The sequence below is a fragment of the Rosistilla ulvae genome, from assembly GCF_007741475.1.
GTDB lineage: Bacteria > Planctomycetota > Planctomycetia > Pirellulales > Pirellulaceae > Rosistilla > Rosistilla ulvae.
Map to the genome: position 1 here is coordinate 6,950,324 of NZ_CP036261.1, position 22,305 is coordinate 6,972,628.

General features: G+C 59.6%; 15 protein-coding genes. 11 read left to right on the top strand and 4 right to left on the bottom strand.

Annotated elements, in window-relative coordinates; all coding sequences use genetic code 11:
* The first annotated feature begins 117 nt into the window (after positions 1-117).
* Entirely contained in the window at positions 118-1,386 is a 1,269-nt protein-coding gene (locus EC9_RS24515; RefSeq protein WP_145348632.1) for a phenylacetate--CoA ligase family protein, read from the top strand.
* On the opposite strand, the gene EC9_RS24520 is transcribed toward EC9_RS24515, so the two are convergent.
* Both EC9_RS24520 and floA read right to left on the bottom strand, forming a co-directional pair.
* Positions 1,383-2,216: an alpha/beta hydrolase family protein gene (locus tag EC9_RS24520; protein ID WP_145348633.1), complete on the bottom strand. Its 834-nt coding sequence runs from the start codon at positions 2,214-2,216 to the stop codon at positions 1,383-1,385. The two genes, EC9_RS24515 and EC9_RS24520, sit on opposite strands and share 4 nt — an antisense overlap.
* A complete protein-coding gene (gene floA / locus EC9_RS24525) occupies positions 2,203-3,144 on the bottom strand; it encodes a flotillin-like protein FloA (protein ID WP_246106162.1) in 942 nt (313 codons plus the stop codon). Before floA ends, EC9_RS24520 begins: the two co-directional genes overlap by 14 nt.
* Before the next feature lie 244 nt (positions 3,145-3,388).
* Here floA and EC9_RS24530 point away from each other — a divergent pair, with 244 nt between their 5' ends.
* From EC9_RS24530 to EC9_RS24550, 5 genes are all read left to right on the top strand, one after another.
* Positions 3,389-3,727, top strand: a complete 339-nt coding sequence (locus EC9_RS24530) for a hypothetical protein (RefSeq protein ID WP_218934409.1) — start codon at positions 3,389-3,391, stop codon at positions 3,725-3,727.
* Between the two features lie 96 nt (positions 3,728-3,823).
* Entirely contained in the window at positions 3,824-4,993 is a 1,170-nt protein-coding gene (locus tag EC9_RS24535) for an alkaline phosphatase family protein (RefSeq protein WP_145348635.1), read from the top strand.
* 207 nt (positions 4,994-5,200) lie between these two features.
* A complete protein-coding gene (locus EC9_RS24540) occupies positions 5,201-6,598 on the top strand; it encodes a BBP7 family outer membrane beta-barrel protein (RefSeq protein WP_145348636.1) in 1,398 nt (465 codons plus the stop codon).
* A gap of 602 nt (positions 6,599-7,200) precedes the next feature.
* Entirely contained in the window at positions 7,201-10,827 is a 3,627-nt protein-coding gene (locus EC9_RS24545) for a DUF1553 domain-containing protein (protein WP_218934410.1), read from the top strand.
* A 71-nt stretch (positions 10,828-10,898) separates the two neighbouring features.
* Positions 10,899-12,167 (top strand): DUF1501 domain-containing protein, encoded by a 1,269-nt coding sequence (locus EC9_RS24550; RefSeq protein WP_145348638.1) that lies wholly within the window; start codon positions 10,899-10,901, stop codon positions 12,165-12,167.
* Positions 12,168-12,505: 338 nt separating this feature from the next.
* Here EC9_RS24550 and recQ read toward each other — a convergent pair whose 3' ends face one another.
* Positions 12,506-14,707, bottom strand: a complete 2,202-nt coding sequence (gene recQ / locus EC9_RS24555; RefSeq protein WP_145348639.1) for a DNA helicase RecQ — start codon at positions 14,705-14,707, stop codon at positions 12,506-12,508.
* A gap of 371 nt (positions 14,708-15,078) precedes the next feature.
* On the opposite strand from recQ, the gene EC9_RS24560 reads away from it, so the two are divergent.
* The 4 genes from EC9_RS24560 to EC9_RS24575 all read left to right on the top strand — a co-directional run bounded on the left by EC9_RS24560 (position 15,079) and on the right by EC9_RS24575 (position 19,115).
* Positions 15,079-16,083: a DUF1559 domain-containing protein gene (locus tag EC9_RS24560; protein ID WP_145348640.1), complete on the top strand. Its 1,005-nt coding sequence runs from the start codon at positions 15,079-15,081 to the stop codon at positions 16,081-16,083.
* A 75-nt stretch (positions 16,084-16,158) separates the two neighbouring features.
* Entirely contained in the window at positions 16,159-16,758 is a 600-nt protein-coding gene (locus EC9_RS24565; RefSeq protein ID WP_218934411.1) for a hypothetical protein, read from the top strand.
* 689 nt (positions 16,759-17,447) lie between these two features.
* Positions 17,448-18,452 carry a DUF1559 domain-containing protein gene (locus tag EC9_RS24570; RefSeq protein WP_145348642.1) on the top strand — a complete coding sequence of 335 codons (1,005 nt, stop codon included), beginning with the start codon at positions 17,448-17,450 and terminating at the stop codon, positions 18,450-18,452.
* Positions 18,453-18,599: 147 nt separating this feature from the next.
* Positions 18,600-19,115 carry a hypothetical protein gene (locus EC9_RS24575; protein WP_145348643.1) on the top strand — a complete coding sequence of 172 codons (516 nt, stop codon included), beginning with the start codon at positions 18,600-18,602 and terminating at the stop codon, positions 19,113-19,115.
* A gap of 51 nt (positions 19,116-19,166) precedes the next feature.
* On the opposite strand, the gene ypfJ is transcribed toward EC9_RS24575, so the two are convergent.
* Positions 19,167-20,048, bottom strand: a complete 882-nt coding sequence (ypfJ, locus tag EC9_RS24580; protein WP_145348644.1) for a KPN_02809 family neutral zinc metallopeptidase — start codon at positions 20,046-20,048, stop codon at positions 19,167-19,169.
* Positions 20,049-20,289: 241 nt separating this feature from the next.
* On the opposite strand from ypfJ, the gene asnB reads away from it, so the two are divergent.
* A complete protein-coding gene (gene asnB / locus EC9_RS24585; protein WP_145348645.1) occupies positions 20,290-22,197 on the top strand; it encodes an asparagine synthase (glutamine-hydrolyzing) in 1,908 nt (635 codons plus the stop codon).
* Positions 22,198-22,305: the final 108 nt, after the last annotated feature.

The window sequence follows — 22,305 nt, forward strand, 5'->3', positions numbered from 1 at the left end:
GACGACTTCCGCTACGGCCAAAATGGTCAAACTCTATAGAAAATGGACCGCGGCGTTGCCCATCGGGCGAACGCCACAAGCTTGTTCGTTGCCATCTTTATTTGTATCGTTGCGATCATGTTAACCTACGACGCTACCGATCGGCTCTCCTTCACGCGGCTCCGTCGCGACCTGCTCGAAGCGATGCAGATCGAGCGGTTCAATCGCTTGCTCGAAGCGATCCTTCCGCAGAATCGATTCCACGACGACCGCCTGGGCGACATCCAGTTCCCGCTGCAAGCGCTCGGCGAACTGCGGCACCTGCCGACGCTTTCCAAAGCCGATCTGATCGCTGCGGGAGACACCTTTCCGCCACGCTTCCACACCTTCGATGCATCGCGTTACATCCGCCTGCATCGAACCAGCGGGACGACGGGCCGGCCGTTGCCGCTGTTGGATACCGCCGATGATTGGCAATGGTGGATCGATACCTGGCAGTTTGTGCTCGATGCCGCTGATGTGACAGCTGACGACCGCGCCTTCATGGCGTTTTCGTTTGGCCCCTTCATCGGGTTCTGGAGTGCCAACGATGCGCTAGCGGCTCGCGGCGCGATGGTGATCCCCGGCGGAGGCCTTTCGACAGCCGCGCGGTTAACGTTGCTGCAAGATTCCGATGCCACGATCCTCTGCTGCACTCCGACCTACGCGCTGCATATGGCGGATGTCGCCCGCGCCGAATCGATCCCAATCGAATCGTCGGCGATCCGATGCGTGATCGTGGCGGGCGAACCGGGCGGATCGATTCCCGAGGTCCGCCAGCGGATCGAAGCGGCTTGGGGCGCCAAGGTGATCGACCACAGCGGTGCGACCGAAATCGGCCCTTGGGGCTTCGGCACCGCCGACGGCACGTCGCTGCACGTGATCGAAACCGAATTCATCGCGGAGTTCTTGTTGGAGGACGGGACTCCCACCGCGGAGGGCCAGCTGAGCGAACTGGTACTGACGAACCTCGGCCGCATCGGCGCTCCGATCATCCGTTACCGAACCGGCGACCTCGTCCGCCCTCGCTGGGATCATCGCGACGAATGCAGGTTCGTCCGCTTAGAGGGAGGCGTTCTGGGGCGAGCCGACGACATGGTGGTGGTCCGCGGCGTCAACGTTTTCCCCAGCAGCATCGAACGCGTGATCCGCAGCATCCCCGAACTCGGCGAGTTTCGGATCCTGTTGAGCAAACAGGGAGAGATGGACCAGGTGAGTGTCGAGGTCGAGGATCCACAGAACGATCCGCAGCGGATCGGCAAGCAGTTTGAAACGGCGATCGGATTGCGGATCGCAATCAAAATTGTTCCCGAAGGTTCGCTGCCACGCTTCGAAGCCAAGGCGCGGCGCGTGGTCGACAACCGCTAGCCAGCGACGGCGTCGTGCGCGTGACGCTCGATCCAACCGGCGATCACCGTCGCGACAAACTCCAAGTCGCGAGGATTCTTTAACAGCAAGTGATCCGATCCGGGGAGCGTGATCAGGCTGCGAGGCAGCGGCGAATCGGAGGCCTCACCGTCGTGGCGAGGCACGATCTGCGAGACGCTTTCATAACCAACCGTCTCATCGGTCGGCGAGTGCAACGCCAGGATCGGTTTACGGATCGCAGCGATCGTCGATTCCAGATCGTACTGCCGCCATTGATCCAGCGTCGGTTTGCGGATCGTAAACGACCGCCCACCGATCGTCACCTGCCCCTCGCCATCGACTTCGATCGCGGGGTTCATCCGCAGCATCGTATCGGCCAGGTGCCAGGTGTCGCTTGGTGCGGCGATGCTGACCGTGCCGCGAATCGAATCCAATGTGTCGGTTAGCGCCAGCGAAGCCGCTCCGCCAAAACTGTGACCGATCAGGAACGCGGGCAGATCGAACCGCGAATCAAAATATTCGACAGCGGCCCGCAGGTCGGCGAGGTTGGTTTCGAAGTTGGTCTCCGCAAAGTCCCCTCGGCTGTCGCCGATCCCGGTCATATCAAACCGCAGCACGACGATCCCACGCTGCGCCAACAAACGGCTCAACCGGACGATCGTCTTCAGATCCTTGCCGCAAGTGAAGCAGTGCGAAAAGGTAGCCCGTGCGATCGGCGGGATGCTGGGCATCTCGATGATACCCGCCAACGTAAACCCATTGCCGCCAGGAAACTCGACGCGTTCGTTGCGCCGCGGCGCGAGAGCCCCCTCAGCTTCAGATCCGGCCATTACTTTCGCCTACGGTGATCCGACCGCCACGAAACGCTTCGGCCATCGCTTGCGGCACCTCCGCCTCCGACAGCACCAAACGGGCTCGGTTTTCAGCGACCTTGGCCTTGTTCTCCTGCTCGACAGCAACCGCTTCGGCGCGGCGTCGTTCGGCGTTCGCGCGAGCCACACGCGTGTCGGCTTCGGCTTGATCGGCTTGCAAGCGAGCGCCAATGTTCTCGCCGACGTCGATGTCGGCGATATCGATCGAAACGATTTCGAACGCGGTGTGCGCGTCGAGTCCGCGGCTAAGTACAGCCCGTGTGATCAGATCGGGATTCTCCAAAACCATCGAGTGCGACTTGGACGATCCCAACGAACTGATGATGCTCTCGCCCACACGCGCGATGATCGTCTCTTCGGTCGCACCGCCGATCAACTGTTCCAGATTAGTTCGCACGGTGACGCGCGCCCGAACTCGCAATTCGACACCGTCCATCGAGATCGCGCTAAGTGTCGTCTTGCCGCTGCGCTTGGGATCGGGACAGTCGATGACCTTCGGATAGACGCTGGTACGAACCGCATCCAAGACATCGCGGCCGGCCAGATCGATCGCCGCGGCTTGATCGAAGACCAACGGAATGTTCGCTCGGTGAGCGGCGATGATCGCGTTGATGATGTTCATCACGTTGCCGCCGGCGAGATAATGAGCTTCCAAACGGCGGGTGCTGATGCCGCTGCGAGGGCTGATATCCAGCCCTGCCTGAGCCGCCATCACCTTGGCGGTAACAATTGTCGATGCATGGACCTTGCAGAAATGCATCCGCAGCAACGAAGTGATGCTGACATCGGCACCGCTCATCCACGCCTGGAACCACAACTTGCCATACCGCAGCCCGAAGAAGGCGGCGATCAAGCCAAAGAACAGACAGAAAACAACGAAGCCCAGGAACAATGCCGCTTCGGTTGTGATGCCTAGCAGGTCGAAATGTGAAAACACGGTTAAACACCTTGGTTTTATAGCGTATTGCCTTTGCCTAAAGTCGCAATCAACAACATCATATAGGTATGGCGGGTCGACGCAACCGTTTCCATCCGCACCGGACCGTCACGCAAGCAGCGGAAACCGAAGCAACACGAATCGATTTGAAGGCATTCGGTTTCCTCTGCTCCCTATTCACGGAGCAAGGTCAATGATACGCCCCCCCTATGTGCCAGGCGACTGGGTTGTCTACCGAAAAAGCAAGACAGGCCCTCAACCGGGCCCGCGAGCCACACAGGTACACCCATCCCCCAAAGGGGAATATTATTCGTATGTGGTGGAGAAATACTGGATCGTCGACCAGATTTTGTCCGACGGCCGGTTGCTGCTGAAGACCCGCCGGGGCAAGAAACACATTATCGATTCGGCCGATCCCGGGCTGCGGCACGCCGGTTTCTTGCGGCGATGGATGCACCGCGATCGATACACGATCATCGAACAACGGGGCCGCGAGGTTAATTCGCCTCCAGCCGTCTCCAACCCTACCTGAACCAACTTTCTCCCGGCGGCGACTTACCTCGCCATGCCTCCCGATTTAAGATGAACCCCAATTGTCTCCCCACCGACATTGGGATCCTTCACACACATGCCTCCCCGCGCCGTCGTTCTCTCCATCGATGGGCTCGCCCCAGCTAGCTTGCAACCCTACGGCTGCTCCTGGCAACCCACGCCCAATTTCAATCGACTGGCAGCCACATCGCTGGTCTTCGAGCGCTGCTACGCCGATTCGCTCGACCCGATCGCTTCGCTTTGCTCGATGCTTTCGGGAACCCACTCCGCCGCGGGTGCCTCGTCGACAGCTCCGTTCGATTCCACCGGATCGACGCTGATCACCGACTCTCCCGCCGTAGGCGACCTGCCGTTGGCAAAGTCGTTCGAAAACCAAATCGTCGTCCCATTCGAGGTCCCCGCCGCTGCGTGCGAAGAAGTCGAAGAGACGTCGCTGGCAAATCTGTTTGCCGCCGGGATCGATGCGATCAGCGACAGCACTCAAAAGCTCTGCTGGTTGCACGCGTCGAGCCTGCCACGCTGTTGGGATGCTCCCCGTTCGCTGTGCCACGCCGACGATGAACTGCAACTGCCGACCGAGGCCTCGCCACCGCAGTCGTTCGATCCGGCCGCGACCGAGCCCGACCAGATGTTGGGATGGATGACGGTCTACGGCGGCCAGGTGCGTCTGTTGGACATGCTGCTTGGCGTGCTGGTCGATTCGATCACCGCCAGCCCTGGGGGGGACGAAACGCTGCTGATCGTGACTGGCACCGGCGGCATGTCGCTGGGTGAAAACGATCGTTTTGGACTGCCAACCGACGACTATCGCAGCGCTGCGCTGCATGTCCCCCTGATCCTCCGCATCCCCCGCCAGGATCCATTGCGCTCGCTGCGGATCTGCCAACCGTGGGAAATTGCCAGCACGATCGACGGTTGGCTGCAGCAGATGCCCCAAGGACTGTTGACCGACGCAACGCCCGCCGGATGGACCGATGCTCAATCCCCCGTCAACTGGGCCCTCGCAACCGACGCCGATGGTGCGGTGGCAAGCTTCCAAACCCCCTGGTGGAACCTATGTGGTTCGGGAACCGAGGCCGGCCTGTTTCGCAAACCGGACGATCGATTTGATAGCAACGATATCGCGTCGCGAGTCCCTGAGGTTGCGGAGCTTTTACGCGACCAAGCGGAACTCGCGCTGCAATCGTTGCAGACACAGGCCCCCCGCCACGAACTCTCCCCCAACGTCGTATCGGGCCACTGGTAGACCGCCAATCGCTGGCGTTATTGCTCCCAACGCGGCCCCTCGACGATTCTCGCGGGCACATCTCCCGCCCGCCGACCGATGGCAAGCTTTGCCGCCTAGGTAAACCTTGCGTTATTCCCAGATTCTATCGATTGCAGCAACTTTGCCGCCGATATCAGATCTAGCTAACCAAACGGAGTTGGCATAGATCCGGGGGGGGACAATCCATTGAATATCGCAATCTCTAAGTTGGCAGCGCGGCTGTTGCAATCATCGCTGCTGGCGGCATTTCTCGTAGGCCAATCGTACGCCGCAGATCAACACGTGGTCTTCGCGACACAAGAACCCTTCGCTGAAAAAGCTGGCGCAACGCCGGCGATCGCCGTTGTCGATTACGCCGAAACCGAGCGTTTCGAAGCCGCACTGCTTAGTCCGAACTGCGACACCTGCGGCGAGACCTCGTGTGGGTGCGACTCCACGCTCGGTTGCGACAGCCTGTACGGGCCAACATGCGGTACCGACGCCGCCTGCCTAGCGAACGGCCTGGGATGCGGAAACGGATGGTTACAAGCAGAGTATTTGATGTGGTGGTCGGCCGGGATGCCTACGCCCGCCCTGCTAGCCCGAGCAAGCGAACAGAATCCGGCAGTTGGCACGCCGCTGGTCGGCGGATCGGCTGGCGATTTGCTGGAAGGAATGCGTTCGGGCTTGCGGGTCCGCGGTGGTACATGGCTGGACAATTGCCAAACCGTGGGGATCGAATTCGAGTATCTGTTCCTCGACACGATCGACGAATTCCACAGCGTTGGTGACAACGGCACGGCGGGATCCGCCGTTTACACACGCCCGTTTTTCAACGTCCTGACGAATCAGCCCGATGCCGAACTGGTCTCGTTCCCCGGCGTGCTTCGCGGCACCGCCAGCGTCCAAGCCGAAGGGGACTTCCAATCCGCCGGTGTGCGATTGGTTTGGAATCAGTGCCAACAATGCTGCGAAGGATGTGGCCCCTGCGGTCCGATCGTCAACAAGTCCCGTTTCGATCTGCTGATCGGATACCGCTATGCATCCCTAGACGAGAACCTATTGATCCGCGAGAACCTGCAAGAGGTGACGCCGCCGGAAACAACGTTCGACATCTTCGATCAATTCACCACCACCAACCGCTTCAACGGTGGCGAACTGGGTGTCCGATGGCAGGAACAATACCAACGATTCAGCCTCGAGATGCTGGGCAAACTAGCCTTCGGCTCGAACCGCCAAACCGTTCAGATCTCCGGCCGCACCCTGGCGACCGACGGCATCGATGTCGTCGATGCCCCCGGCGGCCTGCTGGCCCAAACGTCGAACATCGGCACCTACACACGGAACCGATTCGCATTGATTCCCGAACTGGGAGCCACGGTGGGGTACGCCTTCCGCCCCAACTGGAAAGCCACGCTCGGATATTCGATCATCTACTGGGATCGCGTCGTTCGTCCAGGCGACCAGATCGACACCTCGGTCAACCCGAACCTACTGCCACCAGCGACCAACACAGCGACCGAACCGCTGCGTCCGGAGTTCCAGTGGCAAGAGAACGGTTTCTGGACCCAAGGCATCAGCTTTGGCCTGGCCTACAACCGATAGCTCTCCTAAACGCCCCCGTTGCGGGCGGCGCGTGTTGACGCGATCGATGCACCGAATCCCGAAGGGAGCGCAGATGGTAGCCGGAGGTCGCCCGCCCAGCGGCGCACCTCCGGAATACGAGGCCCACGCGCACGCCGCTCCCGCAGGGAGCCCAGATGGTAGCCGGAGGTCGTCGCGCAGCGGCGCACCTCCGGAACAAGACGCCTAACACGCGCGATGCTCCCGAAGGGAGCGCAGACCGATGTGCGCCCCCGTCGGGGGCGGCCTTCGATTTCGCGATTCGGTTACCGGTGGTGTTCGCTACGCTCAAACCACCGGCTACCTTCTGGGGCCGCGTTGCGGTCCGCGATCGATGCGCACCCAATCCCGCAGGGAGCGCAGATCGTTGCGTGCCCAATCAGGGAAGGGCCATCGATCGACTCATACGATTCGGCTAAAGCCTCTAGTCCAGCACCTCCACCAGATGCATGACATCTGACCGTCCGCCGACGCAGACAGACCGGCTTCCTCGGGAAAAGATTGGGGTTCTGATCCCCCATCGACCTGGTATAATGTCCTCCCAGCACCCCCACCTTCACACCTCGCGCCCCCGACGATGCGATATGCGATTCTCCCACAGCTGCCTGCCTTGGCTCGCTTCCGTAACCCTGCTTTTGTCGATCGCGATCCAGCCGATTTGCCAAGCCGCCGACAATAGCGGGCAACCGATCCTCGGATGGTCCTTCGATCAACAGCCTCCCGGCACGATCGTCGGCAAAGCGAACCTAGAACCATGGGGCCCCGCGGCTCCCGAGTTCCCCGACTTTGCCAAGGAGAACCAGGCGCTGTCGTTGAACGCTCCGGCCTACATCCGCCTTGAAGATACCAAGGAGGACGACCGCTACGATTTTGACAACGGCGACTGGATCTCGGTCGAAGCATGGGTGAATCTCTATTCGATCGTCCAGCACGCCTACATCATCGGCAAAGGGCGAACCGGGCGCAGCGGTTTCGAATCCGACAACCAAAACTGGGCCGTGCGGTTGAGCAATCACCGTGGCGAAGCGTGCGTGAACTTCTTGTTCCGTAGCCGCGCCGACGAAGCTGGCCCCGCCGATTGGCATCGCTGGACGTCGTCCAAAGGCTTCGCTCCGGGAAGCGGCTGGCATCACATCGCAGTCTCCTACCAGTTTGGCAAGCCAGAGACGATCCAAGGTTTCGTCGATGGCAAGCCCGTCAAAGGTGCCTGGGATATGGGAGGTCCGACCAAGCGAGCCCCCGTCGTCGATGAAGACGAGGTCTGGATCGGGTCGTCGATGAAGGGAGCCCGCAGTTGTTCGTTCAACGGCGAGATCGATGAACTGAAGCTGTACCGAAACGAACTGCCCAGCGAACTGATCGCGTCGCGCTACAAATACGTTCCGCAACCGATCAAAAAGCCGGAGGTCCCCGAAGGCAAGGTCCTCGTCCAACTGCTGGGCCCCACGGCGACCTTCGATTCGATCCCGCGACGAATGGACGAACCGCAACTGGAATGGCACCAGGACTCGCTCGCGTTCTCCCAGCTCCCCTACAAATACGATGACTGGGGCATCCGCGACGATTGGACTGAAGGCAATCAAAAGTCGATGGTCGTCCGCGCATGGACCGAATTGACACTGCCGCCGGGCGACTACCAACTGCTGGTTCGATCGCGCGGCTACTCGCGGCTGAAGATCGACGACCAAGATGTCGTCACGACGCCGCGGCAACCAAACCGAGCCGGTGCTCACCACGTGGTCGATCCGCTGCCGAAGGTTCCCGTGCCGGGAATGCGTCCGCACTTCATGAGCGATTCCGAACGGATCGTCGACTTCCACAGCGACGGCAAAACGCACCAGATCCTGTTTGAAGCGATCGTTGGCGGGCCGCGATATCGGCTGGAGTTTGGCGAATCGTGCATCGCGATCGCTCGTCCCGGCGAGATGTTCGAAATCATTGGCCCAGGCAAAACGTACCCGCTGACCGACGAGGGCTGGTTGGCCTTTGCCGCCGACCACAAACAATTGGTCGGCGACATGAACCACAAGCACCGCCGCGCGGCAAACCAGATCCAATCCGATTATTGGCAGCAGCGACACGAATACGCGTTGCAGAATCTGATCGAAGAACCCGAATCGCGGGAGATCGACACGCTGATCGCTGCGAAGATCGACGCCGTCAACGCCGAGCGTCAATCCGCATCTGCGGCGACCGCATCGGACACCTTCTATCGCGAGCGGATCCAACCGATCCTGGCATCCCACTGCGCTCGCTGTCACAGCGAAAAGCGGCAGGGAGAACTGAGCGTTGTCGATCGCCAATCGCTGCTCGAAGGTGGCGAATCGGGCGATCCAGCCGTCGTGCCGGGCGATCCCGATGCCAGCTATCTAATCGATCTGATCTCCGCCGATGCCGACGACTACCGCATGCCGCCCAAGGGTGACGGGCTGAGCGACGACGAGATCGCGGCGGTTCGCCAATGGATCACCGACGGCGCCACGATGACTCAGACGCCCAAACCGCCCGTCGAACTTACCGACAACGTCGACGATTACACCTTTTTGCGTCGCGTCTCGATCGACACGATCGGGCTCTCGCCGACGCTCGAAGAGATCGACAAGTTCTTCAGCGACGATCCCGCCACGCGCCGCGACAACGCGATCGATCGCTTGCTGAACGATCCCCGCTGGGCGGAAAACTGGGTCGGCTACTGGCAGGACGTGTTCGCCGAAAACCCGAACCTGCTGAAACCAACACTTAACAACACCGGACCTTTCCGGTTCTGGATCCTCGAGGCGTTGCAGGACAACAAGCCGATCGATCGGTTTGCCACCGAGTTGATGATGATGCGGGGCAGCCAATGGTACGGCGGTTCAGCTGGCTTTTCGATCGCCTCGCAAAACGACGTGCCGATGGCTGCCAAAGCCCACGTGATCGGGACCGCCTTCATGGGCGTCGAAATGAAATGCGCCCGATGCCACGATGCCCCTTACCATTCGTGGAAGCAGGGGGATCTGTTCCAGATGGCGGCGATGCTCAGTCGCAAATCGATCAAGCTGCCCGAGAGCAGCACCGTGCCGGCGGCATTCTTCGAAAAGCAGGCTCGCAAGTCGCTGATCGAAGTGACCCTGAAACCGGGATCGACCGTCCGACCGGAATGGCCTTTCGCCAGCCTGTCGTCCGACAGCGCAGCGGGCATCGTCCAGGACTCCGCTGATTCGCGGCAGGTCTTGGCGGCTCAAGTGACTGCGTCGCGACGGTTCGCCGAAGTCATCGCCAACCGAATCTGGACCCGTTTGATGGGAGCCGGAATCGTCCAGCCCGTCGACGACTGGGAAGGCAATCCGCCCAGCGACCCAGCACTGCTATCGGCGCTGGCCGATCGTTTGATCCAGTCGGGCTACGACCAGAAAGAATTGCAACGGGCGATCCTTTCCAGCGACGCCTACCAACGCGCCGCGATCCCAACCGATGGCGAACAACGCCTGTTCGCGGGCCCCTACCGCCGCCGCATGTCGGCCGAACAGATTGTCGACACGTCGCTGCACGCCGTCGGCCAAACGATGCGTACCGAACAATTGACGATGGACGTCGAAGGGACTTTGCCCCCCAACACGTTTGTCAATTTTGGATTCCCCAAACGCTCGTGGGAGTTCACGACGTTGGCGAACGAACGCGATCGCCCCAGCCTGGCACTGCCGCGTGCCCAAGCGATCATCGACGTCTTGAAGGCCTTCGGTTGGCGAAACTCCCGCCCCGAACCGATCAGCCAACGCGAAGAGACGCCCAACCTGATCCAACCGGGCGTGCTAGCCAACGCCACCTTTGGCACCTGGCTGACGCGACTGAGCGATCACAGCGAACTGACGCAATTGGCGCTGCAGGACCAAGACCTCGACGCCTTCATCGACGCGTTGTATCTGCGACTGTTGACTCGCCAACCGACCGATCCCGAACGGGCCCAGTTCCGCGAATTGCTGGAACCTGGCTACGCCGATCGATTGGTCAGCGACATCGACGCCTTTGCTCCGGCACCGCCCAAGCGGTTCCGTTACGTCTCGTGGTCAAACCACCTGAACTCCGAGGCCAATGTGATCAAAGTCGAAATGGAAGCCTACGCACGCCAAGGCGATCCACCGACACGAATGTTAACCGAAGCCTGGCGGTTGCGAGCCGAAGATGCGATCTGGTCGCTGCTGAACAGCCCCGAAATGATCGTGATCCCATAACCGATCTCGCTTCCGTCCCCCCAGGAACCTTCACCTCCGACACATTCACCACGCAACCCAACGACCCACCCATGAAACGACGACACTTTTTGCAATCGACCGCCGCCGCTGCGGCCGCCACTCCACTACTCGCCTCGCAAACCAACGCGATGCCGATGGGCAAAGCGGAACACTGCGTGATGATCTGGCTCGGTGGCGGCATGGCTCAGATCGACACCTTCGATCCCAAAGCGATGGGAGACGCAAAGGCGAAGAAGGCGGGCAGCTACTACAAAGCGATCGACACCGCCGTCCCTGGCGTCCAGGTTTGCGAACACCTGTCGGGGACCGCGCGGATGATGGAGCGTGTGACTGCGCTGCGAACGGTTCACCACGACGTGATCGATGAACACGCCGCGGCGACCAACCGGATGCACACAGGTCGGCTGACGGCTGGCACCGTCCAATACCCATCGATCGGATCGATCATCGCCGCCCAACGCGGCGCCGCTGCCGAAGGCGTTCCCGCCTACATGCTGATCGGATATCCGAACCTCACTCGCGGCCCCGGCTTCCTCGGCCAAAAGGGAGGCTTTGTCTACCTGACCGATATCGCATCGGGTCCAGCCGGCCTGGCTCGCCCGGCGGAGATCACCGACAGTCGGCAAGCTCGCCGCGAACAGCTCCTCTCCACCGTCCGCAACGCGGGGCACAAGCGGTTTGCCGGCGACAAGCTGTACGCCGATTACGATTCGGCGGTCGCCGAGAGCTTGCGATTGAGCGGCCCCGACTTTATGAAGTCGTTCGATCTCAGCAACGAACCGGACGACTTGCGGAACCAATATGGCGACGGCTTCGGCCAGCGACTGCTGATGACGCGGCGGCTGTTCCAATCGGGCGTCCGTTTCATCGAAGTCTCCCACAACATGAACTTCCGCAATGGAACCGGCTGGGACACGCACAACGACGGCCAGTTGAACCAACACGTACTGATCAAAGAACTGGACCAATCGATGTCGGCGCTGATGGCTGATCTCGAAGCCCACAAGATGCTCGACAAGACGTTGATCGTGATCAACACGGAATTTGGTCGCCCGGCCCAGTTTGATTCGGGCGGCGGCCGCGGCCACTACAGCAAGAACTTCTCGCTGGTCCTGGCCGGCGGCGGCTTGCGTCACCAAGGGGCTTACGGCGTCAGCGACGAACTGGCGATGAACGCTGTCGAAAACCCGGTCTCCGTTCCCGATGCTTTTGCGACGATCATGGCGACGATGGGAATCGACACCAGCATCAACCTGTACGATGGCGATCGCCCCGTTCCGATCACCGATGGCGGCGTCCCGATCGCTAGCCTGTTCTAGACAGGGAGCTTCCTCGTTTAACCGCCCGCGTTTCTGAGCGCCGCGCCGCCCGCTGGGCTCGCGGTTAAACGACAGCGACGGTTTCGCGTACCGTTAGCGTCACTCAAGCTTCTCGCTTTGCGATCTTTGTGCCTCTTCGTGGCTAGCGCGTTAGCCACAAAGATCGACAAGAGACACAAAACACGGGGCCCGTAGAGGACGAGTCCCACGCTTCGTTTAACGCGGTGGCGTCGCGGCATTTGTTCGGGACTCGCGTGGAAGCGCGGCCCGCTGGGCACGCGGTTAAACGAAATACAATACGCCCTGTTCGGGCAACCGCCCCATCAGCCCAAGCGGGATCAGCCGGCTTCGCCTTGCCGGTTGCTCCAGCAACTAGCGACGATCCGGATCGATTCGTAATCGATCTTCCCGTCGAGGGCGTCGAAGATCGGCCGCAGCCGCTCGAGCCCCGTTTCGGCAAGCACGTTTTCGATCTGCTCGATCACCTCGGTCGCGACCCATGGCGTTGGGTCGGTGACCCGTTCGTGCTTCAGGTAGTCGTTCAGATAGCCGGCAACGGTCGAACGGGCCCGATTGAGTTCGACGACCGCGTCGTCCAACGACATCCCGTTGCGAAACAGATCCATCGCCGCAAGGCTCGACGCAGCCAACGCCTTCGGCTTCGTAGCGACGGGTTTCGCCGGGCGATCGACCACGGCGATGTCGCGATCGAGTTCGTGTTGGTCGCAGTAGCTGGCGATTTCCGCGAGGAAGATCTCGCCAAAGTCCTGCTGCTTTTTCTCGCCGATGCCCGAGACCGTCATCAAGCGAGGAACGTCCGACGGACGGATGCGAGCCATGTCGCGGAGCGTCACGTCGCCGAAGACGACATAAGCCGGCACCTTCTTCTCCGCGGCGATCTTCCCGCGCAGCTGCCGCAGATGCTCGAACAGCCCGCGATCGACACCCTCCCACGATTCGGATGACGCCGCCTTCGGCTGAGCCTCTTTTTTGGCGGGGCGTAACAACCGCGGCTCCACCTCGCGGCGCAACAACTGGCGACCGCTTGGCGTCACGCTGATCGTGTTGTATTCGCCGCTACGCAACAAGAACCCCTGTTCCACCAGTTGTTCGATCCAACCGCGGACCGTGTTGACGGTCTCGCTGGAGAGCAGTCCATAGGTCGAAAGTTTGTCGTGCCCCATCTGCACGATCCGCTGCTCCTGCGATCCGACCAGACACTTGGCGTTGTAGTCGGCTCCGAACCGCTCCTCGGTCCGCAACACATTCGACAAGATTTTCTGACCGATCGTCGTCGCATCGTCGACCAAATCGATCTCGTCCAGACAGACGTCGCAGGCTCCGCATTTCTCCGCCTCGAGATCTTGGCCAAAGTAGCGGACGATCGATCGATGCCGGCAGGAGACCGACGCGCAGAAGTGGTTCATCGCCTCGAGCGACGCCACTGCGGAATCGAAGACCGACGGATCGCCGCCGCGCATGATCCGCTTCCATGTCACCAAATCGCCGCCGCTGTAGATCAGCACGCATTCGGCCTCCAGGCCATCGCGCCCGGCACGCCCGCTCTCCTGTTGATAATGCTCCAACGACTTCGGCATTCCGGCGTGGACCACGTACCGGACGTTCGATTTATCGATCCCCATCCCAAACGCAACGGTCGCCACGATCACATCGACCTGCTCGCTGAGGAACGCTTCCTGGTTCTGTGCCCGCTGAGTATCGCTCAAACCGGCGTGATAGGGAGCGGCCTTGAAGCCCAACCGGACCAGGTTCTCCGTCGTCCGATCGACCTCTTTGCGGCTGATACAGTAGACGATCCCCGATTCGCCGGCGTGACGCTGGATGACTTCGCAGACCTGCCCGAACCGATTGTTCGCCGCCAAAACGCGATAGACCAGATTTGGGCGATCGAAACCGCCGACCAACATCTGCGGCGATTCCAATTGCAACTGCTGGGCGATGTCCTCGCGAACCTGCTGCGACGCGGTCGCCGTGTAGGCGTGCACGCCAACGCCAGGGAAGGCCTCTTTAAGGAACCGCAACTGCCGGAATTCGGGCCGGAAGTCGTGCCCCCACGCGCTGATACAGTGGGCTTCGTCGATCGCCACCATCGAAACCTTGGCAGACTTCAGGAACTCGATCATCCGCGCGTCGACAAGTCGCTCGGGGGCGACGTACAGCAGTTTCAGCTCTCCCGCCTGAATCTGGTCGGCGATCTCGCGACGCTCGTCAGCCGAGAGCGTGCTGTTGATATACGCCGCCGAAATGCCGCAACTGCGGAGCGCATCAACTTGGTCCTTCATCAACGAGATCAAGGGGGACACGACAACGCCCATCCCGTCGAGACAGGTCGCCGGGGCTTGGAAGCAGAGCGATTTACCGCCACCGGTCGGCAGCACGACGACGCTGTCGCGATGCTGCATCACACACTCCATCGCCTCGCGCTGCAGCGGGCGAAAGGCATCGTAACCCCAGCTTGTCTCCAGGGCGGCGAGCAGTTGCGATTCGATCGACAGATTTTCAGGTTCTTCGGTTTCCATGCACGGAGTTTATCAGAAAGCACCCCGAATCGGCTGCCCGCCCAATCGACAATCAACGCACAATCGGTAGGCGTCGACGGCACGCTTCGTAAGCAAGAGGGGGGTTACTCGCGGCGGTTACTTCGAGGCAGAAAAAACCCAGAAAACGAAAACCACTGCAAATTCCAGCACATACGGACCTTCAAGCATCCCCCTGACATGTACCGGCACACCTTTTGCTAAACATGCAAGCCGGGTATCTCATCCCAGTCATTGCCTCTCGTTCCCACACAGCGATCCCATTCCTTTCGGTTCGTGCAAGCCAGTTCACCTCAAGATAGGCACAACTGGCTTGAAAGCGGCCTTATTGAAAACATCCCGGAGAAGATTTGATGCGTCGCAGAAACGGATTCACTTTGGTCGAACTATTGGTCGTGATCGCGATCATCGGCATTCTGGTTGGCCTGTTGTTGCCAGCCGTTCAAGCCGCCCGCGAAGCGGCTCGGCGGATGCAGTGCAGCAACAACATGAAGCAGCTTGGTTTGGCTCTGCATAACTACGTCGACACTTACCAGAAGTTCCCCGCTTCGGCCCGCGGGTACGGCGGATGTGTTGGAAACGCAGTTAACGGTGAAATCAAGAATGCAAACGGCCTCGTCGCACTGCTTCCCTACATCGAACTGCAAAACGTCTACGACCAGTTCAATCACGACGAAGCCTTTTCGGTAAACCCAGGCGGCTACCAACGGGCAACCGGCACCGTGGTCGGCGATCCGATCACCAACGGCAACGCAGCGCTCGCGGAACTGGAACTCGATGTCTTCCTATGCCCGTCCGACCCCAACCCAGCCAAAGGGCGATTGGTAGGAAGCGCGTATGGTCCCGGCGGCAGCTTCTCCGGCGCCGCAACCAATTACGACTTCATCGTCAAGTGCGGTACTGAATTCGGCACATGCAACAGTTACGCAACTACCGCTAGCAATGAAAAACGGATGTTTGGCGGCGACGTGAACACTCGGATGGCCGAAGCAACCGACGGACTGAGCAACACGTTCATGATGGGCGAAACCACCAAGTACCTTTCCAATGGCGCAGCCTTCGCCTGGTCGTATCGGGCTTGGGTGATGACAGGCATCGATCCCCATTACACGACCGCCAATGGTGGAATCAACGTCTGGCACCAACCGTGGGTCGCACCGACTTGGCAAAACCCACCCTACATTCCGCAACGCGGCCGACCTCGCAGCTGGTGGGTACCAGCAGCCAGCCTGCACCCGGGCGGATGTCACTTTGTGATGGGCGATGCTTCGGTCCAGTTCATCAATGAAACGATCGACAAGCCGACCCTATTGAACTTGACCGTCATGGCCGACGGACAAGTCGTTACATTACCGTAACTCCTACTGTTTTGTTGCGACCGGACAACCGAAGCCCGGTCGCAAATTCACTTTCGCATGGGCAGATGCGTTCCAATGTTTGCTGACTTCAAAACAGGCCTGCTCATCACACTCGGCGCAATTTTGGGTTGCGGCCAACAGCCTGTCGAGACGGGCCCCGTCCTGATCCCTATCCGAGGAACGTTGACGCTCGACGGTCAGCCATTGCCCTTCAAGAGCGTGCAATTATCCCCGACCGCGGGAACCGCCGGACGCGGCGCGGCAGCCTTCTCCGACGGACAAGGGAGATTTCAAATGAAAGCGATCATCTCCGATGCCATCGAAGATTTTGCCGGATGCCCCCCAGGACGCTACCGCATCGTGGTCACGGAACCATTGATTCCAATTTCGGATCGGGACTTCGAAGCAGCCCATCAGGAAATGATAGAGGAAGCCCGTGAACCCGAAGTCGCGATCTTGCTCTCCGAACCCAACCCAAACAGCACCATCCCCGACGCCTACAAAACCGACCACACTTCGCCACTAGAGATTGTGATCGATCAACAAACCCAAACGCTAGCTATCGAACTCGATTCGAAAGCCATTCCCCGCGCCGCCCCCGAGGCGACTCCACCGTCGAATGACACTCAAGAGAGCTCCTCCGAAGAACAGCAAAACGAGACAACTCCAGAATAAGCAAGCAGCGACACACAAAAGAGAAAGCACACAGCACAACACTTACCACGAACGACACATACACAGACACCAACACGCCAAACAACAGAAACACGCACCGAAGACAAACGCCGAAACATTTATCATGCCTCATGGGTGCCGCGACATGCGAACCACGATTCCAGACTGTAGCGAACAGTAACCAGAACCGATGAACCCTCCCTGGCTACGGAACCTCAAACCACACTAAGGCCCCTGCAGGGTGGACCATCCACCCATAGTGATTCCCGACGCTGCAATGCGGCTAACCACACCGCAACCGTCATGAGTAACCGCGGCAGAGGCTACCAAGCGGGACCAACACCGCCCAAGCCACACAGCTTACACACTCCGCCGAACACACTATCCACTGATACACACGACACATGACCTTTCGTTCATGCATCGAATACACCCCCGGAAAAACATCGCATTTCTTCGAAAGAAAACGTTTTCACTCCAACGTGAGACTGCTACATTCAGACAGTCCGACATGTCTTACATTAGAACATTTAAGGCAGACAATTGTTTCATATCCAATCCCGAATCCATCCCGTGCAGGGTCATTCCACACCGCAATTGAAGTCCACATAAATCGGCGCTGCACAGAATCGTAAGCGAAGCTGCAAATCACGATCTGTTTTTTTCTCATCTCTCCCAGGAGACGTCCGATGTTTGTAAAAAGAAGAGCGTTCACCCTCGTAGAACTACTTGTTGTGATCGCGATCATTGGGATCTTAGTGGGCCTGCTGCTGCCAGCGGTTCAGGCGGCTCGCGAAGCGGCTCGGCGGATGCAGTGTGGCAACAACATGAAGCAACTCGGCCTGGCGCTGCACAATTATGTGGACACCTACCAAAAGTTCCCCGCCTCCAGCCGCGGATACAGCGGATGTGTTGGCAACGCAGTCAACGGTGAGATCAAAAACGCCAGCGGCCTCGTTGCGTTGCTTCCCTACATCGAGCTGCAAAACGTCTACGACCAGTTCAATCACGACGAAGCCTTTGCCGTTACCAGTTCGGGGCAACGTGCGACCGGAACCGTGATCGGCGACCCAGCGACCAACGGAAATGCGGCCCTTGCCGAACTGGAACTCGACGTCTTCGCATGCCCTTCGGACAGCAACCCCGTCAAAGGTCGCTTGGTTGGAAACCACTACGGGCCTGCGCCAGGATTTTCGGGCGCCGCAACCAACTATGACTTTATCGTCGCAGCCAGCCCTGAATTCGGCACCTGCAACAGCTACGCAACCACCAGCAGCACAACCAAGCGGATGTTTGGTGGCGACGTCAACACCCGGATGGCCGAAGTCATCGACGGGCTAACAAACACCTTCATGGTCGGCGAAACGACGCGACACCACGTCAATGGGGCCGCCCTGGCTTGGTCCTATCGCGGCTGGGTCATGACGGGCGTCGACCCGTATTACAACGGAACCAACGGCGGAATCAACGTCTGGCACCAACCTTGGGTTCACCCCACCTGGCAGAGCCCACCCTTCGTCCCAATGCGCGGCCGCGCTCGCAGTTGGTGGGTTTCGTCGGCCAGTTTGCATCCCGGCGGATGCCACTTTGTCATGGGGGACGCTTCGGTCCAGTTCATTAACGAAACGATCGACAAGCCGACTCTGTTGAACCTAACGGTCATGGCCGACGGACAAGTCGTCACGCTTCCGTAGTAGGCGTTCACAGATCAACTTACATTTCACCCTCCGGCGCGGCGGGAGGGTGGGATTGGGGAACTGCATTTAAAAAGGGCACTCCCCACCACTCTTCACTCGAACACTCTATTCCGATTTGTCTTTTAAAGTTAACAGGTGAGTTTGATGTTCAAATTTGTAAAAGTCAGTCTTATCGCGGGAGTCGTTGCGATTGCGGGCTGCGGTGACGCGGGGCCGCCACGCGTTCCGATCACCGGGACGCTGACGCTCGATGGGGAACCACTGGCATTCAAGAGCCTGACGTTAACACCGATCGAAGGGACCACCGGCAATGGTGCTTCGGGATACTCCGACGGCCAAGGGAAATACCAAGTCCTAGCGATGGTTCCCGGCGCAGTGCAAGACTTCAATGGCTGCCCGCCGGGACGTTATCGCGTAACGGTCTCCGAACCGTTGATCCCGATCACCGATGCCGACTTCAAGACGGCTAGCGATGGTCAAGTAATCGACAGCAACGAACCGGCGGCGGCGGTCTTCATGCCAACCGCGCCGAGGAAAAAGAAGCAGGCAAAGGGAGCGATCCCCAGCGTCTACGCCTCAGGTACGATGTCGCCACTCGTGATCGACGTCGCCGAAGGGAACGAATTGATCGACCTAGCGCTCGCATCGACAGCAAAATAGGTTCACTCCGCCGCTGCGATCGCTCGCAATCCGTCCCAACGCGACGATCGACTAGATCTGGTCGTATGGCAACTCGAACAGCTCGTTGGCAACTTCGATCTGCCCAGTCTCTAATCCTTTTCGGAACCAGTAGGCTCGCTGCTTGCTGGTTCCGTGCGTAAAGGCATCGGGAACGACGCGTCCCTGCATCTGTTGTTGCAAGCGATCGTCGCCGATCGCTTGAGCGCATCGCATCGCCTCTTCGACATCGCCAGCGTCCAAGAAGGACTTCATCTTTTGGCCGTGATGCGCCCAGACGCCGGCGAGAAAATCGGCCTGCAATTCCAACCGTACACTCAACCGATTTGCCGCCACCTTGTCGACACCCTGCTGACTGCGGTGAACCTGGTCGGAAATGCCCAGCATATTTTGCACGTGATGCGCGACTTCGTGAGCGATCACGTAAGCCATCGCAAAGTCCCCTTTGGCTCCAAATTGATTCTGCAGCTGTTCGAAGAACGACATGTCCAGATAAACCTGATCGTCGCCAGGGCAATAAAACGGGCCCGTCGCGCTGCTGGCCATCCCACAAGCCGACGAGACCTGATCGCGGAACAGGACCAACTTCGGTTCGGGATACCGCTTCCCGATCTGCTCGGTGAACAACTTGTTCCAGACATCTTCGGTGTCGGCCAACACCACCGAGACAAACTGCTTCAGCTCGCGTTCGGCTTCGCTATCTTCGACCGGCACGTTTTGCGGCGCACCGGCTTGCTGTTGCGCCTGCTGCTGTTGCACCTGTTGGATCAATTGCTGCGGGTCTTTCCCCATCATCAGCCCCAACACGACCATGACCAAAATCATCAGCCCGCCCCCACCGGCAACCGCGGGCCCCGCCCCCATGGCGCGTCGATCTTCAATATTTTCGCTCTCTCGTCTTCCACGCCAACGCATCGGATTATCCTGAAAAGGTTTCTTATAAACGCTGCGCCGGAAGCAGAGAGCACCGGGCTCAGCCAGCCAATAGTTGTTATCATACGTCGCAAACCAGTCTACCCAAAGCGTTGCACATTGACATTCGATTGGGCGGCTTTCCATTGTTGCAACAACCACGACAATGGGAATGGCGGCGTTCGGTGAACCGTCCCTTTCGCGATTCCTTTTCGTTCCTGCTCTATCACCCCAAAAAAGCTTTATGTGCGGCATCACCGGCGGACTCTGGACTCACCCGCAACATTCGATCTCCGCCGACGTCCTGCAACGGATGACCGAAGCGATCCGCCACCGCGGCCCCGACGACAGCGGAACCCATGTCGAAGCGATGCGGACCGATCCGTCGGGCCCCGTCCCCGGCGTGGCCCTTGGGTTTCGGCGATTGAGCATCATCGATCTCGCCGGCGGCCACCAACCGATGAGCAACGAAGACGGTTCGATCTGGATGGTCTTCAACGGCGAGATCTACAATTTTGGCGACCTCCGCCGACGTCTCGAAGGAGCCGGCCATCGTTTTGGTTCCTCCAGCGATGGCGAATCGATCTTGCACCTGTACGAAGACCTGGGGGTCGAGTGTTTCTCGCACCTCAACGGAATGTTTGCCGTCGCGATCTGGGACCGCAACCGCCGCCGGATCGTGCTGGCGCGCGATCGCTTGGGCCAGAAACCGCTGCACTACACGGTGCAAGACGATCGACTGCTGTTTGCCAGCGAACTGAAGTCGCTGATGGAGGTGCCGGGGCTGCGCCGGGAGATCGATCCGTCGGCGATCGATGAATTCCTGACCTACCAATACGTCCCACACCCGAACACGATTTATCGCGATATTCACAAGCTGCCGCCGGGACACTTTGCTGTCTTCGAAGACGAACACTTGAGCGTCAAGCGATACTGGGATATCGATCTCGCCAAAGAAACGCCGATGACGCAGGAGGAGGCGTCCGAGCAACTGCGGGAACTGCTCTCCGATTCGGTGCGGCTGCGATTGCAATCCGACGTTCCGCTGGGAGCGTTCCTCTCCGGCGGGATCGATTCGTCGCTGATCGTCGCTCTGGCTCAACAGCAGCGCGACGATCCGATCCGCACCTTCAGCATCGGTTTTCCGCTGAAGGATTTCGACGAGACTCACTACGCCAAACAAGTCGCCGACCATCTGGGAACCCAGCACACACGGTTCGAAGTCCAGCCGAACGCGGTCGACGTGATCGACAAATTGGTCTGGCACTACGACGAACCGTTTGGCGATTCGAGCGCCATTCCAACCTGGTACCTGTCGGAACTGACCCGCCGCGAAGTGACCGTGGCGCTCTCGGGCGACGGCGGCGACGAACTGTTCGCCGGCTACGATCGCTACCGAGCGTTGTGGATCAGCCGCCAGATGGATCGGATGTTGCCGATGCGCGGAATGCTGGGAGCCAAGTGGATCCAGCGGCTCCCCGATTCGACGCGGCAGCGTTCCCTGATCCGCCGTGGCAAGCGGTTCTGCGACGCGATCAGCCAACCGCCGGCGCGGCGCTTCATGAACTGGTTGCAGATCTTCCCCGAAGCGCTCCGAGGCGAGATCTACAACGAGGACTTCGTTAAGCAGTTGCCGGGGGACGATCCGTTCGAGTTCTTCCACATGGCCTGGAAACAGTCGGGGAATCGGGACGACGTCACCAAAGCATCGCTAGCCGATCTGATGACCTACCTGCCATGCGATCTGTGCACGAAAGTCGATATCGCGTCGATGGCTCACGGATTGGAGGTCCGCCAACCGATGCTCGACTACCGCGTCGTGGAACTCGCCGCGCGGATGCCGGTGAAATGGAAGTTCCGCGGCAAGCGCGGCAAACTGATCCTGGACGACACCTTCGGATCGATGATCCCCAAAAACATCTGGACTCGCAAAAAGATGGGCTTCGGCATCCCGATCGCCGCCTGGTTCAAGAACGAATGGCGGCCGATGTTACACGACCACCTGCTGGCTCCCGACGCCAAGCATCAACAATTCTTCCGCCCCGAAGTCGTCGCCAAGATGGTCCACGATCACGAGACCGGCGCAGTGAATCACGGCTACCGATTGTGGAACCTGCTGATCCTCGAAAAATGGCTCCGCCGCTGGACCTAAATATCAGACGCGAACAGAGAAGTCCGCGCGGATAGCACAGAGAAGGGCAGAATGAACATCTCATTCTTCGTCATATCGCCCCCGTCATCCTGCCATCCTCTTCTCTTT

What these genes read in the sequence shown, in the direction of transcription:
- EC9_RS24515 (WP_145348632.1), top strand. Translation starts at nt 118, where the DNA reads ATGTTAACCTACGACGCTACCGATCGGCTCTCCTTCACGCGGCTCCGT.
- EC9_RS24520 (WP_145348633.1), bottom strand. Translation starts at nt 2,216, where the DNA reads ATGGCCGGATCTGAAGCTGAGGGGGCTCTCGCGCCGCGGCGCAACGAA.
- EC9_RS24530 (WP_218934409.1), top strand. Translation starts at nt 3,389, where the DNA reads ATGATACGCCCCCCCTATGTGCCAGGCGACTGGGTTGTCTACCGAAAA.
- EC9_RS24535 (WP_145348635.1), top strand. Translation starts at nt 3,824, where the DNA reads ATGCCTCCCCGCGCCGTCGTTCTCTCCATCGATGGGCTCGCCCCAGCT.
- EC9_RS24545 (WP_218934410.1), top strand. Translation starts at nt 7,201, where the DNA reads ATGCGATTCTCCCACAGCTGCCTGCCTTGGCTCGCTTCCGTAACCCTG.
- EC9_RS24550 (WP_145348638.1), top strand. Translation starts at nt 10,899, where the DNA reads ATGAAACGACGACACTTTTTGCAATCGACCGCCGCCGCTGCGGCCGCC.
- recQ (WP_145348639.1), bottom strand. Translation starts at nt 14,707, where the DNA reads ATGGAAACCGAAGAACCTGAAAATCTGTCGATCGAATCGCAACTGCTC.
- EC9_RS24560 (WP_145348640.1), top strand. Translation starts at nt 15,079, where the DNA reads ATGCGTCGCAGAAACGGATTCACTTTGGTCGAACTATTGGTCGTGATC.
- EC9_RS24565 (WP_218934411.1), top strand. Translation starts at nt 16,159, where the DNA reads ATGTTTGCTGACTTCAAAACAGGCCTGCTCATCACACTCGGCGCAATT.
- EC9_RS24570 (WP_145348642.1), top strand. Translation starts at nt 17,448, where the DNA reads ATGTTTGTAAAAAGAAGAGCGTTCACCCTCGTAGAACTACTTGTTGTG.
- EC9_RS24575 (WP_145348643.1), top strand. Translation starts at nt 18,600, where the DNA reads ATGTTCAAATTTGTAAAAGTCAGTCTTATCGCGGGAGTCGTTGCGATT.
- ypfJ (WP_145348644.1), bottom strand. Translation starts at nt 20,048, where the DNA reads ATGCGTTGGCGTGGAAGACGAGAGAGCGAAAATATTGAAGATCGACGC.
- asnB (WP_145348645.1), top strand. Translation starts at nt 20,290, where the DNA reads ATGTGCGGCATCACCGGCGGACTCTGGACTCACCCGCAACATTCGATC.